We start from the raw sequence: 22,471 nt of genomic DNA on the forward strand, positions 1-22,471 counted from the left end.
CAAAGATCGTTCCCACGACGAACTCGGAGTGGGAACGATCAGGCCCAAAACCCGTCAGTTCCTTACAGACCTTTGTGAAGGAGTCCGGTGTTTTGTTGAATTTTAAGACTGCACTTCTGCTTGGCGCGTTGCTGTTTTGCGGCAGTGGCGCACTGCAAGCCGCCGATCCAGCGCCTGAGTCCGAGGCACCGGCCAAGCCGGAGTTGCTGGTCGAAGGCGGCCTGCTCGGCGCCATCAGCTCCAGTATTGACGAGGTGCAGGAGACGCTCGACCTCAACCAAAACCTCGTAGACGCATGGCGCCTGCGCACTGACCGCGCGGCAGATGAGGTGGGGCGTCTGCTCAACCAGCCTTCCGAGCGATCACCGTGGAGCGTGGCCGGGGATTTCCTGATGTTGTCCGGCGTGTGGGTCGGCGCCTTTGTGCTGTTGACCCTGCTGGGCCGGTTGATTGTCAGTCGCCTTAGCCATCACCGCCTTATCCAACCTCGGCAGCGGCTCCAGGCTCTGCTCGGTTACCTGATTCCCTACACGATCCCGGCGTTGATCTGCCTGCCGCTGACTCTTTACGCCAGCCATTTCCTGCCGACCTCCGTAGGCCGCGCGCTGGCGCTGTGTTTTGCCTACGCCACCAGCAGCGGTATTTTCTCCACGTCGGTGCTGTTGGGCGTAATCGTGATGTTCAACGTCGGCCACAAGCGCCCGGCGGTACAGATTATTCGCGACTACTGCCCCAAGCCGCTGTTTCTGATTGGCTTCCTCGCCGCCCTCAGCGATGCCCTGACCAGCCCGCAGATCGCCCGCCAACTGGGCGGCAACATCACCAGCAGCCTCGCGGTATTTGCCGGGCTGTTTGCCTCGGTAATTTTCGGCCTGCTGGTGATTCGCCTGCGCCGCCCGGTGGCGCATTTGATCCGTAACCGCCCCCTGACGCAGCGCCTGAAGCATCCAGCCTTGCAGCAATCGTTGCGAATTTTTTCCGGGCTGTGGTTCTGGCCAATCCTACTGATGGTGCTGGTCTCGGCGATTAATCTGATCGGTGCCGGCGAAGACAGCCAGAAAGCCCTGCGTTGCGCCTTGTTCACCACGATTCTGCTGATTGGCACGGTGTTTCTCAGTACCGTGCTGCAACACCTGTTCAAATCTCGCAGCACCGTGGCCATCCAGCGCAGCAGCGCCTACAAGGAGCGTTTCCTTAGCTTGTTGCATGCGGTATTGCGCATTGCCATGGCCATCGCTTTTATCGAAGTCCTCGGACGGATCTGGGGCGTGTCGCTGTTCGAGTTCGCTCAGCGCAACGCCGTAGGCCGGGCTATCAGCGATTCGTTGAGCAGCATCGGCTTGATCCTGCTGATGACCTGGCTGTTTTGGGTGGTGCTCGACACGGCGATCCAGGAAGCATTGAAACCGCCGGTCAACAAGCGCTCCAGCCGCCAGCCCAGCACGCGGGTGAAAACCATCCTGCCGCTGCTGCGCAATGCGGTGAAGATCATCCTGGTGGTGATCTGTGCGATTACCACCATGGCCAACCTGGGCATAAACGTCGCGCCGCTGCTGGCCGGTGCCGGGGTGGTTGGTCTGGCCATCGGTTTTGGTTCCCAGCAACTGGTGCAGGACGTGATCACCGGGCTGTTCATCATCATCGAAGACACCCTGTCCATCGGCGATTGGGTGGTGCTTGACTCCGGTCACGCCGGCACCGTCGAAGGCCTGACCATCCGCACCCTGCGCCTGCGGGACGGCAAGGGTTTTGTGCACTCGGTGCCGTTCGGCCAGATCAAGGCGGTCACCAACCAGTCGCGGCAATTTGCCTATGCGTTCTTCTCGGTGCAGTTCACCTACGACACCGATGTCGACCAGGCCGTGGAGCTGATCCGCGAGGCCGGGCAGTCGATTCGCGACGACGTATTCCTCAAATACAACCTGCAAGGGCCGCTGGAGGTGTTTGGCGTCGAGAAAATGGACCTCAACGGCGTGGTGCTGACGGCGCAGTTCCGCACTGTGTCGGGTGGGCAATACGCGGTCAGCCGGGCGTTTAACCAGCGGCTGAAAAAGCTTGTGGATAACTGCGCGTGGGTGCACTTCGCACAAACTTACCCACAGCAGGTGATGGTGCCTCAGCGAGTTGCCCAGGTGGATGAACCGGAAGATGACGGGACGCCGCCGGTGCTGACGGAGCAGCCGCGAACCCAATGACTATGCAGGTTATGCCAGGCCCATTGCAGGGCAGCGCACTTTATAAGTGACGGTTGCGCTACAAACCCGCAAAATGCAACGATTCTGGCAAATGCCAGCGACATGGCTACCAAGCCTGTCGATAATAGCCATCGTTCCAAACAGACCGGGCCTGCTTAATCTATGCGAATGCGCCTTATGTTACTGGGCGGCGGGAATGCCCTCGGGCAGGCGCTGATTCGCCTCGGTGCGGAGGAAGACGTCGGTTTCCTCGCCCCGCGTCCGCCCCAAGACGGCTGGGATGCCGCGAGCCTCACCCAATTGCTCGACGACACCCGTCCCGATGCCTTGATCAACCTTGCCTACTATTTCGACTGGTTTCAGGCGGACACGGTTAGCGAGGCTCGCTTGGCCGGGCAGGAATTTGCCATCGAGCGGCTGGCCGAATTGTGTCAGCACCACAACATCACCCTGTTGCAGCCTTCCAGCTATCGGGTGTTCGACGGCTCCCGTGCCACCGCCTACAGCGAAAAAGACGAACCCGTGCCGTTGGGTCTGCGGGGCCAGGCCTTGTGGCGAATTGAACAGAGCGTGCGCGCCACCTGCCCGCAACATGTGCTGCTGCGTTTTGGCTGGCTGTTGGATGACAGCATGGATGGCACCCTCGGGCGCTTTCTGGGCCGAGCCGAAAAACCTGAAGAGTTGCTGATGGCCGACGACCGGCGCGGCAATCCGACGCCGGTGGACGATGCGGCGCGGGTGATTATTTCCGTGCTCAAGCAACTCGATTGCTCCGCGCCGTTGTGGGGCACTTACCACTACGCCGGGCACGAGGCGACCACGCCGCTGGCACTGGGGCAGGCGATCCTTACCGAAGCGCGTAATTTCCATACGCTGGCCGTCGAAGCCCCCACCGCCCAGGCCCACGCGGCACGGCCGGATGCCGCTGATGAGCCGCAGCATGCGGTATTGGCCTGCAAGAAAATCCTTCATACCTTCGGTATCAAACCCCGCGCCTGGCGTGCCGGGTTGCCGGCGTTGCTGGATCGGTTTTACCGACATAGCTGAGCATAAAAAAAGGCGCCTGAAACAGGCGCCTTTTTTATGTGTGGCCGCTTGGGCTTAGAACTTGTAGCCAATGCCGACCATGTAAACCATTGGGTCGACATCCACGTTGACCTTGGCGCGAGTGCCGGCAGCCAGAGCGTTGTTGTCGACGGTGGCTTTGGTGCTGATGTCGATGTAGCGCACCTGGCCGTTGATCATCCACTTGTCGTTGATCATGTAGTCGGCGCCGATCTGCGCGGCCCAGCCCCAGGAGTTTTCGGCCTTGAAGTTGCTGAAGCCGGCATCGCTGGCGCGCCCGCCGACGTGTTCGTCGTAGATCCAGGTGTAGTTGATACCGGCACCGACATACGGTTGGAACGCCGACTTGCTGTCCAGCGGGTAGTACACAACGCTCAGGGTCGGTGGCAGGTGTTTCAGGCTGCCGAGCTTGCCGTTGGCGGCGCCCAGGGCGGTGTTCTTGATCTTCACGTCATGTTCGAACGGCGTGGCCGCCAGCAGCTCGATACCGATGTGGTTGGTGATCATGTAAGCGAAGTTCAAACCCAGTTGGGTGTCACTGCTCATGGTCGCCTTGCCGCCCAGGTTGGCACCGGCCAACGGGCCCTGATCAACCTTTACACTGCCGCTGTCGGCCTTTGGGTTGACAGTGATGGCACCGGCGCGAATGAGGATGTCACCCGCTTCGTGTGCGTGGGCGAGTGGTGCGGCGAGTGCAAGCGCGAAGAGGGAAGCGCTGAGCAGGGACTTGTGCATGAGAGGCTCCAAAGGACATTTTTTAGTTGGCTGTGTCCAATGGTAAAGATCGCACCGCTCGAGCCTTTGACTCAGCTCAATGAAACGGCTCTCACAGAGCGCCTACAAAACAGCTATTGCGGCAACTCATACACATAAATCTTCTCGGCATCCATCTGATAGCCCGCATCCGCCAGCTCACTGGTGGACGGCTTGACCTGCATCTGGCCCTCGATCCAGTACGGCTGGTACAACTCTTCCAGTTTCACGCCTATCTCGCTTTTAACGTGGACGATCTGGTTTGACGGCGGTGGCGGCACATGGATGCAGGCACCGAAGTACGGCACCAGCAGAAACTCAATGGTCCGACCTTCCTCGTTGACTTCCAGCGGCACGATATAGCCCGGTAGGCGGATGTGCTGGCCGTCGAGCTTCTGCACCACCGGCGCATCGGGCAAGTCCTGCCTGGCCGCCGGTGCTGCCTGCGCCGATAGCGCATCGGCCATGTTCGACAGGTCGTGCAGCGGTTTCATGTTGGGAATTTCCGGCGGCGCGTCCGGTGGAATCATTTCCTGCCACGACAGATCCTTGGGCTCGGCGGCCCAGGAGGGCAGGGCCACCAGCAATAACATAAGGGCAGCGGCAAGTTGCAAGCCACAAGCTGCAAGTGAACGCCGATTGGTTTGTAATTTGAAGCTTGAAGCTCGCAGCTTGCAGCTCATAAGCGTACCGCCAGGCCATCGGCCAGTGATTGTCGATAGGCGCGCCACGCCGGCACGCTGCCCATCAGCAGCGCCGCGATGAGAATACCGCCCAACAGGGTCCACTCATATTGGCTTGGCCAGGACAGCGGCAGATCCAAACCGTAGTTGGCCTGCAGATACCCGCGTGAGGCGGCGATGCACACATACAGCAGCGCCGTGCCTGCGACCACTCCGGACAATGCCAGGGCGAATGCTTCGAAAATCAGCAGCGTCGCAATGTGCCAGGGCCGCGCGCCCACCGAACGCAGGATCGCCATTTCCCGGCGGCGCTCGTTGAGGCTGGTGAGGATCGCCGTGAGCATGCCGATCAAGCCGGTCAGCACCACGAACAGCGAAATCACGAACAGCGCCTTTTCGGCGGTGCCCATCATGCTCCAGAGTTCTTGCAAGGCCACACCCGGCAGAATCGCCAGCATCGGTTCACCACGGAATTCGTTGATCTGCCGTTGCAGGGCAAATGTGGAGATCTTGTTGTTCAGGCCCAGCATGAACGCGGTGATGGCCTGGGGCGAGAGGTCCATGTTGCGCGCCTGATCGGCGCTGATCCGGCCTTTTCCTTGGGCGGGCACGCCGTTGTGCCAATCGACATGGATCGCCTCCATGCCGCCGAGGCTGATGTGCAGCGTGCGGTCCACCGGGGTGCCGGTGCGCTTGAGAATTCCGACGACGGTAAACGGCTTGTCATCGTGCTTGACCAGGCTGACCACCGCCACGCCGTGGGCCAGCACTAGCTTGTCGCCGAGTTTGTAATGCAGCGCAGCGGCCACCTCGGCGCCGAGCACCACTTCGAAAGGGTCGGTGGCGAAGGCGCGACCGCTGGCCAGTTCCAGGTTCTGTTTGCGGCCGTATTGATAGTGTTCGAAATAGGTTTCGTTGGTGCCCATCACCCGGTAGCCGCGATGAGAGTCACCGAGGGAGATCGGGATCGCCCATTTCACCTGGGGGCTGGCGGCGAAGTGCTCGAAGCTGTCCCAGCGGATGTTGTTGGTGGCATTACCGATGCGAAACACCGAATACAGCAGCAGGTTGACCGAGCCGGAACGGGCGCCGACGATCAGGTCGGTACCGCTGATGGTGCTGGCAAAGCTGGCGCGGGCTTCGATGCGCACCCGTTCCACCGCTAACAACAGGCACACGGAAAGGGCGATGGCAAAGGCGGTGAGGATCGCGGTAAAGCGGCGGTTAGCCAGGCTGGCCATGGCTAGACGAAACAAATACATCTCAAACCTCTGCGGGCGTGGCGGCGCGATTGAGTTCGGCCAGCGACAGGTTGCGGTCGAATAGCGGCGCCAGGCTCTGGTCATGGCTGACGAACAACAGGCTGGCGCCTGCTTCGCGGCATTCGGCGAACAACAGCCGGATGAAAGCTTCCCGGGCGTCGTAGTCCAGTGCTGATGTGGGTTCGTCGGCGATCACCAGTTCCGGCTGGCCGATCAGCGCGCGGGCGGCGGCCACCCGTTGTTGCTGGCCGATGGACAGGGAGTCGGCGCGGCGCTCCAGCAAGTCCTTGTCCTTTAAACCCAAGTGGGCGAGCAGGGTAGTGGCGGCCTGGTCGACACTGCCGTGGCGCTGCACTGCCCGTTGGGCACGCAGTTTGGAGAAGTGGCAAGGCAGTTCAACGTTCTCGCGCACCGAAAGAAACGGCAGCAGGTTGAACTGCTGGAAAATGTAGCCGGTGTGATTGACGCGAAAGCGGTCACGGGCACCGGCCGACAGCTCGGTCAGTTCCTGGCCCAGCAGGCGAATGCTGCCGCGACTGGGCTTTTGCACGCCGCCCAACAGGCCCAGCAACGTGGTCTTGCCGCTGCCGCTGGGGCCCTTGAGGAACAGGGTTTCGCCGGGTTCCAGGCGAAACGCCGGGATGTCCAGCAACGGTGGGTGACCGGGCCAGTTAAAGCCCAGGTCAGTCAGTTCGATAAGTGCTTGGGTCATGTGAACTCAGAATCTCAAGGTGGCTGCTGCGGCTGTCGCTTCAACACCTTGCTGGCCGCCCGGGCCAATGAGTTGTACCTGAATTTTCTGGGTGGAGGGGAAGGTCTTGAAGATCTGCGTCAGGTCGAGGTTCTTCAGTGCGGTCGGCGTGGCGCAGGTGAACTGGTAGTGGGCGTGGATTTCGCTGTGGTCATGATGATGCTCGTGGGCGGCAGCGCCTTTGCCGTCGGTGGCGTGGCTGTCATCGTCGTCATCATGATCGGCTTCGGGCTTGTCGCCGAACAGTGGGCTGTTCAGTTCCTGGGTGCTGACCACACAACCGGCGCCCTTTGGCAGGCTGAACAGTACCAGCGACTGTTCCAACTGTTTGCGGGCGGCGGCGACCTTGGCCTTGTCGGCATCGGTGGTGGCCAGGTGTTCGAAACCCACCAGATTCATCGCCGGGCTTTCCAGCTCCAGCTCCAGGGATTGACCGTCGAGCACCGCGTTGAGGCGGCCGACGCCATGCTCGTGGGCGCCAAGGCTGCCGTGTTCATGGTCATGCTCTTGGGTATGGGCGTGCTCGTCAGCGGCCTGGGCGATGGTCAGTGGCAACAGGGTAAACGGCAAAGCGAGCAACAGGCGGCGCATGGCGAACTCCGGGGCAAGATGAATATTTTGTTATGTGATCTTATAACAATGGCGCCGGGAGTTTGACCGCCCGCTTGGCGTTGCGCAAGACGCATGGGAGCATGCTGGTCGGAAAAGTGCGGGAGTGAGAGCAATGTTGCGAATTCGTGGAACCATCGGCGACCTGCCGGTTGACCTGACACTGGAGATGGATGACGGCGATTGGGCGCAACTGGGCGCGCAATTGCAGACGGTCAAACCGTCGAGTGCCGAACCTGTTGCTCCGGCGGCGGCCGTCAATCAGGACGACACGCTGTGGCAGAGCGCCCAGGACCTGCTGCGCAAGGCCGGGCAGATGAGTGGCCTTGAGTTGGCGGATCAGCTTGAAGGATTGGCCGGCAGCGCCTCGGCGGGCAAGCGCCTGTTGGTGCGCCTGCGCCATTGCGCCAAGGTCAAGGTGAGCAGCGGCGGCGATACGCCGCTGTACAGTTGGGTCGAATAACCGATCAATACAACGCGGTGTACAACTTGCGCCGATAGACCGTGACCAGCGGGTGATCACTGCCCAGCAACTCAAACACCTGCAGTAGGGTTTTGTGGGGCAGGCCTTCGCTGTAGCTGCGATTACGGATAAACAGCTTGAGCAAGCCATCCAGCGCGGCATCGTATTGCTGGCGAGCCAGTTGCTGTACGGCCAGTTGATAGACCGCTTCGTCATCCTGAGGGTTTTGCGCCAGGCGGGCTTTCAGTTCGGCGGCGTCCGGTAGGTCAGCGGCCTGGCGCAGGAAGGTGATTTGCGCTTTGGCGCCGGCCAGTGCGGCCTTGTGATCGTCGCTTTTTACTGCGTCGAGCACGGTCTGCGCTTCGCCCAGTTCACCGCGTTCGGCGAGGCAGCGCGCGTAGAGAATCAGCGCGGCGGCGTTGGTGTTGTCTTCGCCCAGCAAAGTGACCAGCACCGCTTCGGCATCGCTGATGCGACCTTCGGCAAACAGCGCCTCGGCCTGCACCAGCGGATCAGCCGCGGCGGGGGGCGGCATTTGCACATGCGGCTCAAGCATCGCTCGCACCGCTGACTCCGGCTGCGCTCCGGAGAAACCATCCACCGGCTGGCCGTCCTTGAACAACACCACCGTTGGCAGGCTGCGAATGCCAAAGCGTGAGACCACGTCTGGCTCGGCATCGCAATCAACCTTGGCCAGCAGCAACTCGCCCTGATAACTCTCGGTAACCTGCGCCAGCATCGGCATCAACGCCTTGCACGGCGCGCACCACTCGGCCCAGAAGTCCACCAGCACGGGTTTGTGGAACGAGTTCTCGATCACCGCCTGGTCGAAAGTGGCAGTGGTGGCGTCGAAGATGTACGGGGTGGGCTCACTCATGGGGTATCTCGAACAAAGCGTGGGATGGGGGCAACTATAAGGGCTGGCGGGATTGGCTGGAAGCGCGCCGCGAATGGTACAGGCTCACCTTGCGAAACTCCCAAGGCTCGGCCAGGTCGGGCAAGGTCAGGGCATCCAGGATTTCCAGGCGCTGATAATCCGGGTGCTGGAAGTCGCGAACCCGTGAGTCCGCCACCAATGCCTCCCGGCCGCGGGTGAGGAATTGATCCAGCAGCGGCAAGTTCGCCCGGTCATACAACACATCCGCCACCAGGATCAGATCAAAACGATCCGCCTCGGCGAAAAAGTCTGCTGAATAACCCAGCGTAACGCCATTGAGTTCGGCATTTGCCCGGCACGCCGCCAGGGCCAGTGGGTCGAGATCGCAGGCCAGCACTTCCAGCGCCCCAGCTTTGGCGGCAGCAATTGCGGCCACCCCTGAACCAGCGCCAAAATCCAGCACCCGCTTGCCTGCGACCCATCCAGGATTGGCTGCCAGATACCGTGCCAGCGCCAAACCGCTGGCCCAGCAAAAACTCCAGTACGGCGGTTCATGGAGGATGCGCTGGGTTTCTTCCGGGCTGAAGGCGCGCTCCATGTTGTCAGCGTCCAGCAGCCACAGTGACAGCTCGGTGCCTGGCAGCGGGGAGGGCACCAGTTGCGCATCGCCAATCAGCTCACTCAAGGCCCGCTGCAGGTCCAGCGGTGGTCTCATGGCGCCTTGACGAGTTGCAGGGGGCCAGTGGTCTGGGTGATCGCTTGTTCGATGCGCACCGCAGGCAAGTGCAGGATCAATTGGCCGGACTGGCTGGCGCGACCGCGCAATTCAACGCGCGCCCCGGCTGGGAATGCCTGGGGGTTGAAGCGCAAGCGGAACGCCAACGGCTTGTTGTTACCGATCAATATGCTGCTGGCCAACAATTGCTGTGGGCGGCTGCGGTCATCGATCACCAGCAGCGCTAACTCGACTTCAGCACCAGCCGGCACGCCATTGAGGGTGCCGCTCACTTCACGCTGATAGGCCGGCAGCGGGCCGAGCTCTTCCACACCGGGGATCTTTTTCTGTTGTTGTGGCGTCGGTTGCGGGGCGGCCGGTTTTGGCGCTTCGCTGCTGCAGGCCACCAGGAAACTGAACAAAGTGAGCAAAACGAGTGGTCGTAGAGGCATGTACGGCTCCAAAAAAGGCGAAAGTCCGTGATTTAAAGATAAGAAACATAATAGTCAGCCTATATACCGTAAAGGCTATGGCTTGTCTTGCCACGGGGATGCGCTACCATGGCCCTCCCATTTTTTGTTGCCTGCCACCATGCACTGTCCCTTCTGCGGTGCCAACGACACCAAGGTCATTGACTCGCGTCTGGTCGCCGAGGGCGAACAGGTGCGTCGCCGGCGTGAATGCCTGGCCTCTGGCTGCGGTGAACGTTTCACCACTTTCGAAACCGCCGAACTGGTATTGCCACGTCTGATCAAGACCGACGGCAGCCGCCAGCCCTTCGACGAAGAAAAACTGCGCGCTGGTATGCAGCGCGCCCTGGAAAAACGCCCGGTGAGTGTCGAACGGCTGGAAGCTGCGCTGGCGCATATCAAGCACAAGCTGCGGGCGACCGGCGAGCGCGAGGTCAAGTCCCTGGTGGTTGGAGAACTGGTGATGGGCGAGCTGCAAAAGCTCGACGAAGTTGCCTACATCCGTTTCGCTTCGGTGTATCGACGCTTCCAGGACCTCAATGAGTTCCGCGAAGAGATCGACCGCCTGGCCCGTGAGCCGATCAAAGAATGAACCCACCGTCAGTAGAGCAAACCATCCTCGACGCCCATTACATGGCTCGCGCCGTGGAACTGGCACGCAAAGGCCTGTACACCACCCATCCCAACCCCCGGGTCGGGTGCGTGATTGTCCGTGATGGGCAGGTGGTCGGCGAAGGCTGGCACGTGCGCACCGGCGAACCCCATGCCGAAGTCCACGCCCTGCGCGCAGCAGGCACTCAGGCGCGGGGCGCCACCGTCTATGTGACGCTGGAGCCTTGTAGCCATCACGGCCATACGCCGCCCTGCGCCGATGCGTTGATCAACGCCGGCGTAGGCCGGGTGGTCGCCGCCATGCAGGACCCCAACCCCGAAGTCGCCGGCCGTGGCCTGCAGCGCCTGGCCCAGGCCGGGATCGCGGTTCACTGCGGTGTGCTTGAAGCGGATGCGCGGGCCCTCAATCAGGGGTTCCTCAAGCGCATGGAGCACGGTTTGCCATTCGTGCGAGTCAAGCTGGCGATGAGCCTGGATGGGCGCACGGCGATGGCTAGCGGCGAAAGCCAATGGATCACCGGGCCGGCGGCGCGCGCCAATGTGCAGCGGTTACGTGCCCAGGCCAGTGTGGTGCTGACCGGCGCCGACACGGTGCTGGCCGACGGCGCGCGCCTGACCGTGCGCGCTGCCGAGCTGGGCCTGGATAAAGAAACCACCGCCCTGGCCATGTCTCGGCCGCCGCTGCGGGTGTTGATCGACGGTCGCCTGCGGGTGCCGCTGGATGCGCCGTTCTTTAAGGCTGGCCCGGCGCTGGTCATCACTTGCGTGACGCCGGAAAACCAGTACCCCACCGGCCCCGAGTGCCTGGTAGTGCCGGGTGTCGAAGGTCAGGTCGACCTGCGTTCGGCGCTGGTGGCGCTGGCGGCCCGTGGCGTCAACGAGGTGCTGGTGGAAGCCGGCCCGAGCCTGGCCGGTGCCTTCGCCCAGCAGGGCTTGGTGGACGAGTACGTGATTTTCGTCGCCGGCAAGTTCCTCGGTTCAGCCGCCCGGCCGTTGCTGGACTGGCCTCTGGCGAAGCTGGCCGACGCACCCCAACTCAAGATCATTGAAATGCGTGCTGTAGGCGACGACTGGCGAGTCACTGCCATTCCCGTCCCCCCAGCAAGCGTATAATTCCCGGCCTGCGCCAAGCCCCCAGGAGGACTCCATGTTTACCGGCATTATCGAATCCATCGGCAGCATCCGTGCACTGACCCCAAAAGGCGGTGACGTGCGGGTGCTGGTTGAAACCGGCAAGCTCGACCTGAGCGACGTCAAGCTGGGCGACAGCATCGCCGTCAATGGCGTGTGCCTGACCGCCGTCGAGTTGCCTGGCAATGGCTTTGCCGCCGACGTCAGCCGGGAAACCCTGGACTGCACCGCGATGAACGACCTCAAGGCCGGCAGCCCGGTCAACCTGGAAAAAGCCCTGACCCCGACCACTCGCCTGGGTGGGCATCTGGTCAGCGGTCACGTCGACGGCGTCGGCGAAGTGGTAGCGCGCAGCGAAAATGCCCGCGCCGTGGAGTTCCGCATCCGCGCGCCCAAAGAGCTGGCCAAGTACATCGCCCATAAAGGCTCGATCACCGTCGACGGCACCAGCCTCACCGTGAACGCCGTCAATGGCGCTGAATTTGAACTGACCATCATTCCCCACACCCTGAGCGAAACCATCATGGCGTCGTACCAGCCAGGTCGCCGGGTGAACCTGGAAGTCGACTTGCTTGCCCGTTACCTGGAACGCCTGTTGTTGGGCGACAAGGCCGCAGAGCCTGCTGCAGGGAACATCACCGAAAGTTTTCTAGCCGCCAATGGCTATCTCAAATCCTGACCAAGGGGGTGCCACGTGGCGCTCAATAGCATCGAAGAACTGGTTGAAGACATCCGCCAAGGCAAGATGGTCATCCTCATGGATGACGAAGACCGTGAGAACGAAGGAGACCTGATCATGGCCGCCGAACTGTGCCGGCCTGAACACATCAACTTCATGGCCAAGCACGCCCGTGGTCTGATCTGCATGCCCATGAGCCGCGAACGCTGCGAACTGCTCAAGCTGCCGCTGATGGCGCCGCGCAATGGTTCGGGTTTTGGCACCAAGTTCACTGTGTCGATTGAAGCGACCACCGGCGTGACCACCGGCATCTCCGCCGCTGACCGCGCCCGCACCGTGCAAGCGGCTGCTGCAAAAGACGCCAAGGCCGAAGACATCGTCAGCCCCGGCCATATCTTCCCGCTGATGGCCCAGCCCGGCGGTACCCTGGCCCGTGCCGGCCATACCGAGGCTGCTTGCGACCTGGCGCGCATGGCCGGTTTCGAACCGAGCGGGGTGATCTGCGAAGTAATGAACGACGACGGCACCATGGCCCGTCGCCCAGAACTGGAAGTTTTTGCCGCCGAACACGGCATCAAGATCGGTACTATCGCCGACCTGATTCACTATCGGATGATCCACGAACGTACCGTTCAGCGGATTACCGAGCAGCCTCTGGACAGCGAGTTGGGCCAGTTCAATCTGGTGACCTATCGTGACTCGGTGGAAGGCGACGTGCACATGGCCCTGACCCTGGGCAACATCTGCGCTGAAAATCCGACCCTGGTTCGCGTGCACAACATGGACCCGCTGCGGGACCTGTTGATGGTCAAGCAGCCGGGCCGCTGGAGCCTGCGGGCCGCGATGGCTGCGGTGTCCGAGGCCGGTAGCGGTGTGGTGTTGCTGCTTGGCAACCCGGTGGATGGTGACGTGTTGCTGACGAATATTCGCGAAACCGCCGAGCAAACCCCGGTCAAAACGCCGACCACCTACAGCATCGTCGGTGCCGGTTCGCAGATTTTGCGTGACCTGGGCGTGCGCAAAATGCGCCTGATGAGTGCGCCAATGAAATTTAATGCGATATCCGGTTTCGACCTGGAAGTTGTAGAATACGTGCCCTCCGAATAAAGGCTGGCGTTTTTCGCCCCTTGTTCGCGGTTCAAATATCACTGAGGGGCGCGTAATGAACGCGTCCCGGCTCTTTAAGAGATTTGTCGAATGACCCTGAAGACCATCGAAGGTACCTTCATCGCCCCCCAAGGCCGCTATGCTCTGGTGGTTGGCCGCTTCAACAGCTTCGTCGTTGAAAGCCTGGTAAGCGGTGCCGTGGATGCCCTGGTTCGCCACGGTGTGAGCGAAAGCAACATCACTATTATCCGCGCCCCTGGCGCCTTCGAGATTCCACTGGTTGCGCAGAAAGTTGCCCAACAAGGCGAATACGCGGCGATCATCGCCCTGGGCGCGGTCATTCGTGGCGGTACTCCACACTTCGAATATGTGGCTGGCGAATGCACCAAGGGCTTGTCCCAGGTGTCCATGGAGTTCGGCGTTCCCGTCGCGTTTGGCGTGCTGACCGTTGATTCCATCGAGCAAGCCATCGAACGTTCCGGTACCAAGGCCGGTAACAAAGGTGCCGAAGCTGCCCTGTCTGCCCTGGAAATGGTTAGCCTGCTGGCACAGTTGGAGGCCAAGTGATTAGCGACGAAAGCGATCGTTTCAACCCCCGTGACCCGCGCCCTGCGGACGCCGGCAAACCTTCCAAGAGCGTCAAGCGTCGGGAGGCCCGTCAGCTCGCGACCCAGGCGCTGTACCAGCGGCATATGGCCAAGCAATCACTGAACGAAATCGAAGCGCAGTTTCGCGTCGACAACGATTTCAGTGATGTCGATGCCAGCTACTTCCACGACATCCTGCACGGTGTCCCGGCCAACCTGACCGAAATCGACGCTGCGCTCACGCCGTGCCTGGACCTGACCATCGACGAGCTGGACCCGGTTGAACTGTGCGTACTGCGCCTGTCCACCTGGGAACTGCTCAAGCGCGTCGACGTACCGTACCGCGTGGTGATCAACGAAGGGATCGAACTGGCGAAAGTCTACGGTTCCACCGACGGCCACAAGTTCGTCAACGGCGTGCTCGACAAGCTGGCTCCGCGCCTGCGTGAAGCCGAAGTGAAGGCGTTTAAGCGCTAATCAGCGCTTGCTTGCGCCATGGGCGAGTTCGAACTGATCCGTAAGTTCTTTGCCGCCGCGCCCTGTGCGCAAGGCGGCGAGGGCATTGCCCTGGGGATCGGCGACGACTGCGCCTTGCTGGCGGTTCCCACAGGGGAACAGCTGGCGATTTCCACCGATACCCTGGTGGCCGGCGTGCATTTTGCCGACCCCTGCGATCCGTTCCTGCTCGGCCAGCGCTCGCTGGCCGTGGCGGTCAGCGATCTGGCGGCCATGGGCGCCAACCCCCTTGCGTTTACCCTTGCCCTGACTACCCCGACGGTGGATGCCGATTGGTTGCAACGCTATGCCCAGGGTTTGAACGTCATGGCTCAACGCTGTGGCGTGGGCCTGGTGGGCGGTGATACCACCCGTGGCCCGTTGAGCCTGACCCTGACCGTCTTTGGTCGGGTGCCGGCAGGCCTGGCCTTGACCCGCAGCGGTGCACAACCCGGTGATTTGTTGTGTGTGGGAGGAGCGCTGGGCAACGCCGCCGGCGCCTTGCCGCTGGTGTTGGGCCAACGCACTGCGCCTGCGGCCATCGCCGAACCACTGCTGGCCCATTACTGGTCGCCTCAGCCCCAGTTGGCACTGGGCCTGGCGTTGCGGGGCAAGGCTACGTCCGCCATGGATATTTCCGACGGCCTTTTGGCCGATTGTGGGCATATCGCCAAGGCTTCAGCTGTCAGTTTGTTGATCGAGCGGCAAACGCTGCCGTTGTCGGAGGCCCTGCTGGCGTTTCTCGGCGACGATGAGGCCCGATCCGCCGCTTTGAGCGGTGGCGACGACTATGTATTGGCGTTCACTTTGCCGTCTGTCGAGCTGGCGCCATTGCTGGCCGCCGGCTGGCCGATCCATGTGATTGGTCGGGTGGCGCAGGGGCAGGGCGTGGTTCTGCTGGACGCCACGGGGCAGGACATCACTCCGGTGATCCGGGGCTATCAACACTTTCGGGATGCTCCGTGACAGATCACCCCTGACAGCTCCCGGCTGAGTTTGTGCCGCCATCGGTGGGGTGCAATCCCTGGCGTTTCCTCGCGTTCGGCTTTGGTTTTGGCGCGTTGCCCAAGGCGTCGAGATCCTGGGGCTCGCTGGTTGCGCTACCCTTTACCCCGTTGTGGCAGATTTTGCCAGGCTGAGGCTATTGGCGGGCGTATTTGCCTGGCTGGCGATGCAGGGGGTGGTGTGGTGTTTGACGTGAGCTGATTTTATTAGAGGTCGTCACTATGGATGGTCGCCGCAGGCTCTTGGTACTGCTGTGTGCATTAGTGTTTTCGGTACGGGCGGATGATATTCCGACGGTTCCCGATCAGATTAACCTCGCCAGTGAAGCCTGGAAAAGCTACACCAACGAAGACGGCAGTGGCCTGGCCTGGGACGTGTTGCGACAGGTTTTCGAGCCGGTTGGGGTCAAGGTCAAAACCCGCAGCGTGCCTTACACCCGCTCGGTTGGCCTGGCCCAGCGCGGCGAGGTCGATGCCTATGTCGGCGCCTACCGTGATGAAACCGAGAGCGTGCGGTACGCGCGCTGGCACTACGACTCCGATCATATCTATGCACTGGGGCTGGCAAGCACAGCGGCGCCGACCCTGGCCACGCTGGGCAACTACCGCCTGGCCTGGGTGCGTGGCTACAAGTACGACACCTACTTGCCCAATATCCACACCTTCAATCAGATTGAGCGCCGCGACGGCATCCTGCCTATGCTGCTGCACAAGCGCGCCGACCTCTACATCGACGCCCTGACCGAGGCACGCTACACCCTGGATCAAGCGCCGGACCCTTTGCTATTCAAGCTCACCCATCTTGTCGAACTGCCGCTGTTCCTGGGCTTTACCGACAACGAGCGGGGTCGGGCACTGATGGCGCTGTTTGATCAGCGCATGGACGTTTTGGTGAAAAACGGTGAGCTGAAGCCAATTTTCGAGCGCTGGCACCAGCCGTATCCTTTTTGACCGGCTCCTACAGTAGAGGTGGCCCATAGAACCAAGGCAAAGGCCAATCGAACCGATTGATCTTTATCAGCGATAATTCAGCTTAAGCGTCTGTAGGAACGTGCTGTTACAATGCCGCCTCGTGTAATTTGAAATCAGGAGCACACGGTGCCCGTCGTTTTCGTCGCTGCTTCCAAGCTGCCTACCACTTTTGCCCAATTCACCATGCATGGCTTTCTTGAGCAAGCCAGTGGGCGCGAACATGTCGTGCTTAGCCTGGGTGATGTGGCTGACGGCGCGCCGGTTCTCGGCCGCTTGCACTCCGAATGCCTGACCGGCGACGCCCTGTTCAGCCAGCGTTGCGACTGCGGTTCGCAACTGGAAGCCGCGATGCAGGCCATCGCTCGCGAAGGCCGCGGCGTGTTGTTGTACTTGCGCCAGGAAGGTCGTGGCATTGGCCTGCTGAACAAGATCCGTGCCTACGAACTGCAAGACGGCGGCGCCGATACCGTGGAAGCCAATGAGCGCCTGGGTTTCGCTGCCGACCAGCGTGACTACGCCATGTGCCTGCCGATGCTGGAGCACTTGGGCATCAAGTCCCTGCGTCTGATGACCAACAATCCGCGCAAGGTCAAGGCCTTGGTCGACATGGGCATCACCGTCGCCGAGCGCGTGCCGCTGCACACCGGCCACAACCCGCACAACAAGCTTTATCTGGCCACCAAGGCCAGCAAGCTCGACCACATGATGGGCAACGAGCATCAGAGCGAGGCTGACCGGGCGTGACCCGTGGTCAGGTCAAGCGGCGACTGTCGTTCAACTGGTGGCAATACCTGGCCCTGGCGCTGCTGCCGTTGTTCGTGATCAATCTGGTGTTTGGCAAGGCCGAGCCGCTGTTGCCGGTGTTGGCCATGCCGTTTTTTATCGCTGGCACCGCCTCGATGTTTGCCAGCCTGCGTTACTTCCATGGCTACAAACACGCCCTGATCGCCACCGGCAAAGCCCTCGATACCCCTGAAGAATCCGCTGCCTGGATCACCCTTGCGGCCCGGCGGCGCCTGGCGCTGCTGGCGGCTTCCTTGCCAGCCTGGATCGGCGCACTGGCGGTGTTTGTCGGCCTGGAAGCGGTGCCGCTGTTTCTGCTGGCGTTGTCGACGATGGTGCTGTTCTACCTCTACCGTATTCCGCGTCAACTGGGCTGATGCGCGCCTGGTTGGCGGTTTTGCTGCTGCTCGCCAGTGTCCAGGCGATGGCGGTAGAGCGGGTGGTCAGCCTCGCACCCTCCTTATCTGAAATCGTCGTTGAGCTGGGCGCTGCCGATTTGCTGGTGGGCGTGCTCGACGGCGGTGAGCGGCCAGCGCCATTGGCGAACGTGGCGTCGGTGGGGCGTTACGGCCAGTTGGACATGGAGCAATTGCTCAGCCTAAAACCGGATCTGATATTGCTGTGGCCTGGCAGCATCGGCCCGGCCCAGCGCGAACAGCTCAAACGCCTGAATATCCCGACCTACGTGGCCGAACCCCATAGCCTTGAACAACTGACCAGTCAGGTCGAAGCCATTGCCCTGCAATTGGATCGGCCCGAGCGTGGCCGCCAGTTGGCCATGCAGCTGCGTCAGCGCTTGACCGAGTTGCGCCAGCGCTATCACCGGGCCGAGCCGTTGCGGGTGTTTTATCAGGTGTGGAATCAACCGTTGTACACCGTGGGCGGCGGGCAGATCATCAGTGATGCGCTGACTGTGTGCGGCGCGCGTAATGTGTTCGATGACCTGAAACTGCCGGCGCCCCAAGTCAGTGTCGAGTCGGTGCTGCAGCGCAATCCCGAGGTGATTCTGGCGGGTGACCAAACCCAGCTGGATACCTGGAAGGCCTGGCCCCAGGTGGCGGCGGTGGCCCAGGGGCGCTTGCTGGTGGTGCCGGACAAAGGCCTGGAGCGGCCCAGTGGGCAGATGTTGGAGGCGGTGGCGCGGTTATGTCAGGTGGTTGCAGCCAGCACCCACTAGATCTCTGGCGTCCACGTCACTCCAACCATCCAGGTCCGACCTTCTTCCCGATAGTCATGGTTGTTCTCGAAGTGCGGCTCTTCATAGCTGTAGCGCGCCCGGGCGTAAGTCTTGTCCAGCAGATTGTCGAGCTTCACTGACAGCAACACTTCCCGGTTCAGTGCCCAGCTGCTGCGCAGTCCGAGCAGCGCATAACCGCCGAGACGGTTTTTGTTCTTTTCATCGTCATAACTGCCACTGACCGCTTGCCAACTGGCGCCGACGCCCAAGCGGTCGAATTGCCGATCCAGGTCCAGGCTCAAGGTCCGGCGGGCGCGACGGGCCAGGGTGTGGCCGCTGTCGCGATCCCGTGGATCAATAATCGCCAGCCCCAGATTGGCCTGCCAGCCGAACAGCTCTTGCTTCAGGGCGGCTTCGAAGCCGTTGATGCGTGCCGAGGCGACGTTGTATGGCACGTAGTAACTTTCTTGGCGGGCGACAATCGCGTCCTTGAGGTCGGTGCGGTACAGCGAGGTTTCCAGTCGTGTGCTGTCAGTCAGCTGGCTGCGCCATTGCACCTCGTAGCTTTTCGAGTGTTCGGGCTTGAGGTCCGGGTTGCTGCTGCCGGGGTAATACAGGTCGTTGAAGGTCGGCGCTCGGAAGCCTTCGCTATAGGACAGCAGTATCACGTTATCGGGGTTGAGCGGCAGGGTGAAGGTGCCGCTCCAAGTGTTCTGACTGCCGTATTGCTGGTTGTCGTCGTGGCGCAGACCCAGTTCGGTGGAGAAAGCATCCGACTGGAAGCGATGCTGAATAAAGGCTGCGCGATTCCAGCGACTGGTTTCATCCAGGCCGCGACGCTGGGAGAAGTAATCAAAGTCGCTGCGAACCCTGTCTTCGGACCAATCGCCGCCGAGGATCAGGCTGTTCTGGTCGTTGAGAGTCAGGTCGTTCTGCCAGTTGATCGAGTCGCGGTAGGTGTTGAACACAGTGAAGTCATCACTGAGCTTGTCGCGTTTGGTGTCGCGGTTCTCGCTGTGGCCCAGTTCTACGCGGCTTTGCCAGCGGTCGTTGAGCCTGGCGTCGATGTAGCTACTGACGCTGCTCACTGTGTAATCGGTGTAGGGCTGCTGGCCGACGCTTTTCAACAGGCTATCGTCCCAACGTCCGTCCGGGTTGTCGTACTCTGACTTGCCCCGACCATCCAACAGGTTGAAGCCCACCTCAACGTCGTCGGTCAGCGCGTGGCTGAGATTCAGGCTCAAGGATTTGTTGCGGTAGGCATCGTGATCGTTATCGGCGGCAAATGACTCACGCGTCGAGTTGATCCCTTGAGTCTCATCCAGGCTGGCACCGAGATTAAAGCGGGTGCGCTCATCACCTCCGGACAGCCCAAGGCTGCGCTCCCAGGTCTTGTTGCTGCCAAACCCCATATGCAAGCGTGGATGCACACCGGGTTGCGCATTACGCCGAGTGAATATCTGAATCACCCCGCCAATGGCATCGCTGCCATAAATCACTGAACGCGAACCGCGCAGCACTTCCACCCGCTCTATCTGGTCGATGCTCAGGTATTGCAGGCCGCTGTCGCCGGAGGTGGCGTTGGCGATGCGCTGGCCGTCCACCAACACCAGACTTTGCGCAGCCTTGGTACCGCGAATGAAAATTCCCGGCAGGCTGCCACGGCCACCCGTTTGTGCCACTTGCACCCCAGGCACGCGGCTGAGCAGGTCGGTCACGCTGGAGGGTTGCAGGCGGTCGATGTCGTCGCGGGTGAATACGGTGTTGGCCGCGCTGCTGTCGTTGCGGGCCTGGACCTGGCGGTTGGCGCTGATGACCACGTCAGGAAGTTTCAGGGCCTGGTCGCGCTCAAAGCTGTCGGCGAGCAGGTCGGTGGCGGGCAATAACAGCAGGGGCAGAGCGAAACGAAGGCGGTTCATGGGCTGTCCATAGCTCCCAAGGATTACGCAGAGCTAATGTGGGAGCTGGCTTGCCTGCGATAGCGGTGGTTCAGTTGATGATGGGGCAGCTGACTCACTGCTATCGCAGGCAAGCCAGCTTCCACATTTGATCCGGTTTTAACCGGGGAGTTGGGTCAGAGCCCCAGGAGCGTCATGCGCTGACGAACCGAGGCTTCAATCCCCGCCTCATCCAGCCCACACTCGGCCAGCATCTGCGCCGGCTTGGCGTGTTCGACGTACGCATCCGGCAAGCCCAGGTGTAGCACCGACTTGAGGATGTTCTCCCGCGCCAGGAACTCACTGACTGCTGCACCGGCACCGCCCATGATGGCGTTTTCTTCAATGGTCACCAGCAACTCATGGCTGCCGGCCATTTCGCGCACCAGGGCTTCGTCCAGAGGCTTGACGAAACGCATGTCCACCACGGTGGCGTCGATTTTCTCGGCAACCTTCAGGGCTTCGGCCAGTTGCACACCAAATACCAGCAGAGCAACGTTGCTGCCCTGGCGGCGGACGATGCCCTTGCCGATCTCGATAGGCTCAAGGTCTTTCTCGATCACTGCATTGGGGCCATTGCCGCGCGGATAACGCACGGCAGCCGGGCCGTTGTACAGGTGGCCGGTGCTGAGCATTTTGCGCAGTTCGTTCTCGTCGCTCGGGGTCATCACCAGCATGCCGGGGATGCAGCGCAGGTAAGACAAGTCAAAGCTGCCGGCGTGAGTCGGGCCGTCTTCGCCTACCAGGCCAGCACGGTCGATAGCGAACAGCACGTCGAGGTGCTGCACGGCCACATCATGCACAAGCTGGTCGTAACCGCGCTGTAGGAAGGTGGAGTAGATCGCCACCACCGGCTTGGCGCCTTCGCAGGCCATGCCGGCGGCGAAAGTCACCGCGTGTTGCTCAGCGATGGCGACGTCGAAATAGCGCAGCGGGAAGCGTTCGCTGAACGCCACCAGGTCGGAGCCTTCCTTCATTGCGGGAGTAATGCCCACCAGACGCGGGTCGGCGCAGGCCATGTCGCACAGCCACTCACCGAACACACCAGAGTACTTCGGCCCACTGACTTTCTTCGGCGCAGCGGCCGGCGCGTCCACCGGTTCGAGCTTGGTGATGGCGTGATAACCAATCGGGTCGACTTCTGCCGGGGCGAAGCCTTTGCCTTTTTTGGTGACGATATGCAGGAACTGCGGGCCTTTGAGGTCACGCATGTTGCGCAGGGTGGCGATCAGCGTCGGCAGGTCATGGCCGTCGATCGGGCCAATGTAGTTCCATCCCAGCTCTTCGAACAGGGTGCCCGGTACCAGCATGCCCTTGGCGTACTCTTCGGTGCGGCGGGCGATTTCCCACGCACCAGGCAGGCGCGACAGTACTTTCTTGCTGCCTTCACGCATGCTGGCGTAGGTGCGGCTGGAAAGGATTTTCGCCAGGTAGTTGGACAAGCCACCGACATTGCGCGAGATCGACATGTCGTTGTCGTTGAGGATCACCAACATGTTGGCGTTCACTTCCGGCGCATGGTTCAGCGCTTCGAAGGCCATGCCCGCCGTCAGCGCGCCATCACCGATCACGGCAATCGTTTTGCGCTCGCTATTTTGCAGACGGGAGGCAATCGCCATACCCAGCGCAGCGCTGATCGAGGTGCTGGAGTGGCCGACGCCAAAGGTGTCGTACTCGCTCTCGCTGCGGCGCGGGAAGGCGGCAATGCCGTCCTTCTGGCGCAGGGTGCCCATGCGCTCGCGGCGTCCGGTGAGGATTTTGTGCGGATAGGCCTGATGACCCACGTCCCACACCAGACGGTCGTCCGGGGTGTCAAAGACGTAATGCAGCGCGATGGTCAGCTCGATGACGCCCAGGCCGGCACCGAAGTGCCCACCGGTCTGGCCGACCGTGTAGAGCAACTCCTGGCGCAACTCATCGGCCAGGGTTTCCAGCTCGGCTTCACCCAAACGGCGCAGGCCGACCGGCGTGTCAGCACGGTCGAGCAGGGGCGTGGACGGGCGCTTGCGGGGAATCTCTTGGAACGTCGTGGGCATCAGGCGAATCGTTATAGGTATAGAAGAGGCGGCAGTTTACCTCAAGCATCGCAAACTGCCCACGCAGAGCGCCGAACTTGGCCGATATGCGGGGGAAACTGCCGGACT

Annotated in this window: 24 protein-coding genes and 1 pseudogene; 15 read left to right on the forward strand and 10 right to left on the reverse strand. The window is 61.5% G+C overall.

The features are described from left to right. The first annotated feature begins 92 nt into the window (after positions 1-92). On the forward strand, positions 93-2,195 hold the full coding sequence (locus FQ182_RS21500; RefSeq protein ID WP_149413617.1) for a mechanosensitive ion channel family protein: 2,103 nt from the start codon (positions 93-95) through the stop codon (positions 2,193-2,195). Between the two features lie 162 nt (positions 2,196-2,357). After that, a complete protein-coding gene (locus FQ182_RS21505; RefSeq protein WP_149413616.1) occupies positions 2,358-3,242 on the forward strand; it encodes a sugar nucleotide-binding protein in 885 nt (294 codons plus the stop codon). A 54-nt stretch (positions 3,243-3,296) separates the two neighbouring features. On the opposite strand, the gene FQ182_RS21510 is transcribed toward FQ182_RS21505, so the two are convergent. From FQ182_RS21510 to FQ182_RS21530, 5 genes are all read right to left on the reverse strand, one after another. Further along, on the reverse strand, positions 3,297-3,995 hold the full coding sequence (locus FQ182_RS21510; protein WP_149413615.1) for an OmpW family protein: 699 nt from the start codon (positions 3,993-3,995) through the stop codon (positions 3,297-3,299). Between the two features lie 113 nt (positions 3,996-4,108). Next, on the reverse strand, positions 4,109-4,606 hold the full coding sequence (locus FQ182_RS21515; RefSeq protein ID WP_149413638.1) for a DUF3299 domain-containing protein: 498 nt from the start codon (positions 4,604-4,606) through the stop codon (positions 4,109-4,111). 86 nt (positions 4,607-4,692) lie between these two features. Further along, complete coding sequence (locus FQ182_RS21520) at positions 4,693-5,958, reverse strand: ABC transporter permease (protein ID WP_149413614.1); 1,266 nt, start codon at positions 5,956-5,958, stop codon at positions 4,693-4,695. Between the two features lies 1 nt (position 5,959). After that, entirely contained in the window at positions 5,960-6,670 is a 711-nt protein-coding gene (locus tag FQ182_RS21525; protein WP_149413613.1) for an ABC transporter ATP-binding protein, read from the reverse strand. A 6-nt stretch (positions 6,671-6,676) separates the two neighbouring features. Further along, positions 6,677-7,300, reverse strand: a complete 624-nt coding sequence (locus tag FQ182_RS21530; protein WP_149413612.1) for a DUF2796 domain-containing protein — start codon at positions 7,298-7,300, stop codon at positions 6,677-6,679. A gap of 133 nt (positions 7,301-7,433) precedes the next feature. Here FQ182_RS21530 and FQ182_RS21535 point away from each other — a divergent pair, with 133 nt between their 5' ends. Then, positions 7,434-7,781 (forward strand): hypothetical protein, encoded by a 348-nt coding sequence (locus tag FQ182_RS21535; protein WP_149413611.1) that lies wholly within the window; start codon positions 7,434-7,436, stop codon positions 7,779-7,781. A gap of 4 nt (positions 7,782-7,785) precedes the next feature. Here the strand turns inward: FQ182_RS21535 and trxA are convergent, their stop codons facing one another. From trxA to FQ182_RS21550, 3 genes are read right to left on the reverse strand one after another with little or no spacing between them, the layout of a single operon-like run. Beyond that, positions 7,786-8,658 carry a thioredoxin gene (trxA, locus tag FQ182_RS21540; RefSeq protein WP_149413610.1) on the reverse strand — a complete coding sequence of 291 codons (873 nt, stop codon included), beginning with the start codon at positions 8,656-8,658 and terminating at the stop codon, positions 7,786-7,788. 34 nt (positions 8,659-8,692) lie between these two features. Beyond that, complete coding sequence (locus FQ182_RS21545) at positions 8,693-9,373, reverse strand: methyltransferase (RefSeq protein ID WP_149413609.1); 681 nt, start codon at positions 9,371-9,373, stop codon at positions 8,693-8,695. After that, on the reverse strand, positions 9,370-9,825 hold the full coding sequence (locus FQ182_RS21550; protein ID WP_149413608.1) for a YbaY family lipoprotein: 456 nt from the start codon (positions 9,823-9,825) through the stop codon (positions 9,370-9,372). The genes FQ182_RS21545 and FQ182_RS21550 overlap by 4 nt, the downstream gene beginning before the upstream one ends. Before the next feature lie 139 nt (positions 9,826-9,964). On the opposite strand from FQ182_RS21550, the gene nrdR reads away from it, so the two are divergent. The 12 genes and pseudogenes from nrdR (at position 9,965) to FQ182_RS21610 (ending at position 18,390) form a co-directional block, all read left to right on the forward strand. Further along, entirely contained in the window at positions 9,965-10,435 is a 471-nt protein-coding gene (gene nrdR, locus FQ182_RS21555) for a transcriptional regulator NrdR (RefSeq protein WP_178114500.1), read from the forward strand. Next, positions 10,432-11,568 (forward strand): bifunctional diaminohydroxyphosphoribosylaminopyrimidine deaminase/5-amino-6-(5-phosphoribosylamino)uracil reductase RibD, encoded by a 1,137-nt coding sequence (gene ribD, locus FQ182_RS21560; RefSeq protein WP_149413607.1) that lies wholly within the window; start codon positions 10,432-10,434, stop codon positions 11,566-11,568. The genes nrdR and ribD overlap by 4 nt, the downstream gene beginning before the upstream one ends. Before the next feature lie 34 nt (positions 11,569-11,602). Continuing rightward, a complete protein-coding gene (locus FQ182_RS21565) occupies positions 11,603-12,265 on the forward strand; it encodes a riboflavin synthase (RefSeq protein ID WP_133103446.1) in 663 nt (220 codons plus the stop codon). Between the two features lie 15 nt (positions 12,266-12,280). Further along, the gene (ribBA, locus tag FQ182_RS21570; RefSeq protein WP_149413606.1) at positions 12,281-13,372 is read left to right on the forward strand and encodes a bifunctional 3,4-dihydroxy-2-butanone-4-phosphate synthase/GTP cyclohydrolase II; all 1,092 of its coding nucleotides are present in this window, start codon (positions 12,281-12,283) and stop codon (positions 13,370-13,372) included. A gap of 90 nt (positions 13,373-13,462) precedes the next feature. Continuing rightward, positions 13,463-13,939 (forward strand): 6,7-dimethyl-8-ribityllumazine synthase, encoded by a 477-nt coding sequence (gene ribE, locus FQ182_RS21575; RefSeq protein ID WP_149413605.1) that lies wholly within the window; start codon positions 13,463-13,465, stop codon positions 13,937-13,939. Further along, positions 13,936-14,436, forward strand: a complete 501-nt coding sequence (gene nusB, locus FQ182_RS21580) for a transcription antitermination factor NusB (RefSeq protein WP_149413604.1) — start codon at positions 13,936-13,938, stop codon at positions 14,434-14,436. Before ribE ends, nusB begins: the two co-directional genes overlap by 4 nt. Positions 14,437-14,454: 18 nt before the next feature. Next, the gene (gene thiL, locus FQ182_RS21585) at positions 14,455-15,420 is read left to right on the forward strand and encodes a thiamine-phosphate kinase (RefSeq protein WP_149413603.1); all 966 of its coding nucleotides are present in this window, start codon (positions 14,455-14,457) and stop codon (positions 15,418-15,420) included. Between the two features lie 32 nt (positions 15,421-15,452). Continuing rightward, a pseudogene (locus tag FQ182_RS30420) lies at positions 15,453-15,587 on the forward strand (phosphatidylglycerophosphatase A); the annotation flags it as partial. Positions 15,588-15,680: 93 nt separating this feature from the next. Then, positions 15,681-16,409: an ABC transporter substrate-binding protein gene (locus tag FQ182_RS21595; protein WP_149413602.1), complete on the forward strand. Its 729-nt coding sequence runs from the start codon at positions 15,681-15,683 to the stop codon at positions 16,407-16,409. 147 nt (positions 16,410-16,556) lie between these two features. Next, positions 16,557-17,174, forward strand: a complete 618-nt coding sequence (gene ribA, locus FQ182_RS21600) for a GTP cyclohydrolase II (RefSeq protein WP_149413601.1) — start codon at positions 16,557-16,559, stop codon at positions 17,172-17,174. Then, positions 17,171-17,590, forward strand: a complete 420-nt coding sequence (locus FQ182_RS21605; RefSeq protein WP_149413600.1) for an MFS transporter — start codon at positions 17,171-17,173, stop codon at positions 17,588-17,590. The genes ribA and FQ182_RS21605 overlap by 4 nt, the downstream gene beginning before the upstream one ends. Continuing rightward, entirely contained in the window at positions 17,590-18,390 is an 801-nt protein-coding gene (locus FQ182_RS21610) for a cobalamin-binding protein (RefSeq protein ID WP_149413599.1), read from the forward strand. Before FQ182_RS21605 ends, FQ182_RS21610 begins: the two co-directional genes overlap by 1 nt. On the opposite strand, the gene FQ182_RS21615 is transcribed toward FQ182_RS21610, so the two are convergent. Both FQ182_RS21615 and dxs read right to left on the reverse strand, forming a co-directional pair. Next, positions 18,387-20,309, reverse strand: a complete 1,923-nt coding sequence (locus tag FQ182_RS21615) for a TonB-dependent siderophore receptor (RefSeq protein WP_149413598.1) — start codon at positions 20,307-20,309, stop codon at positions 18,387-18,389. The genes FQ182_RS21610 and FQ182_RS21615 overlap by 4 nt on opposite strands. A gap of 155 nt (positions 20,310-20,464) precedes the next feature. Then, positions 20,465-22,363 (reverse strand): 1-deoxy-D-xylulose-5-phosphate synthase, encoded by a 1,899-nt coding sequence (gene dxs, locus FQ182_RS21620; RefSeq protein ID WP_149413597.1) that lies wholly within the window; start codon positions 22,361-22,363, stop codon positions 20,465-20,467. Positions 22,364-22,471: the final 108 nt, after the last annotated feature.

Source organism: Pseudomonas sp. ANT_H4, from assembly GCF_008369295.1.
Taxonomy (GTDB): Bacteria; Pseudomonadota; Gammaproteobacteria; order Pseudomonadales; family Pseudomonadaceae; genus Aquipseudomonas.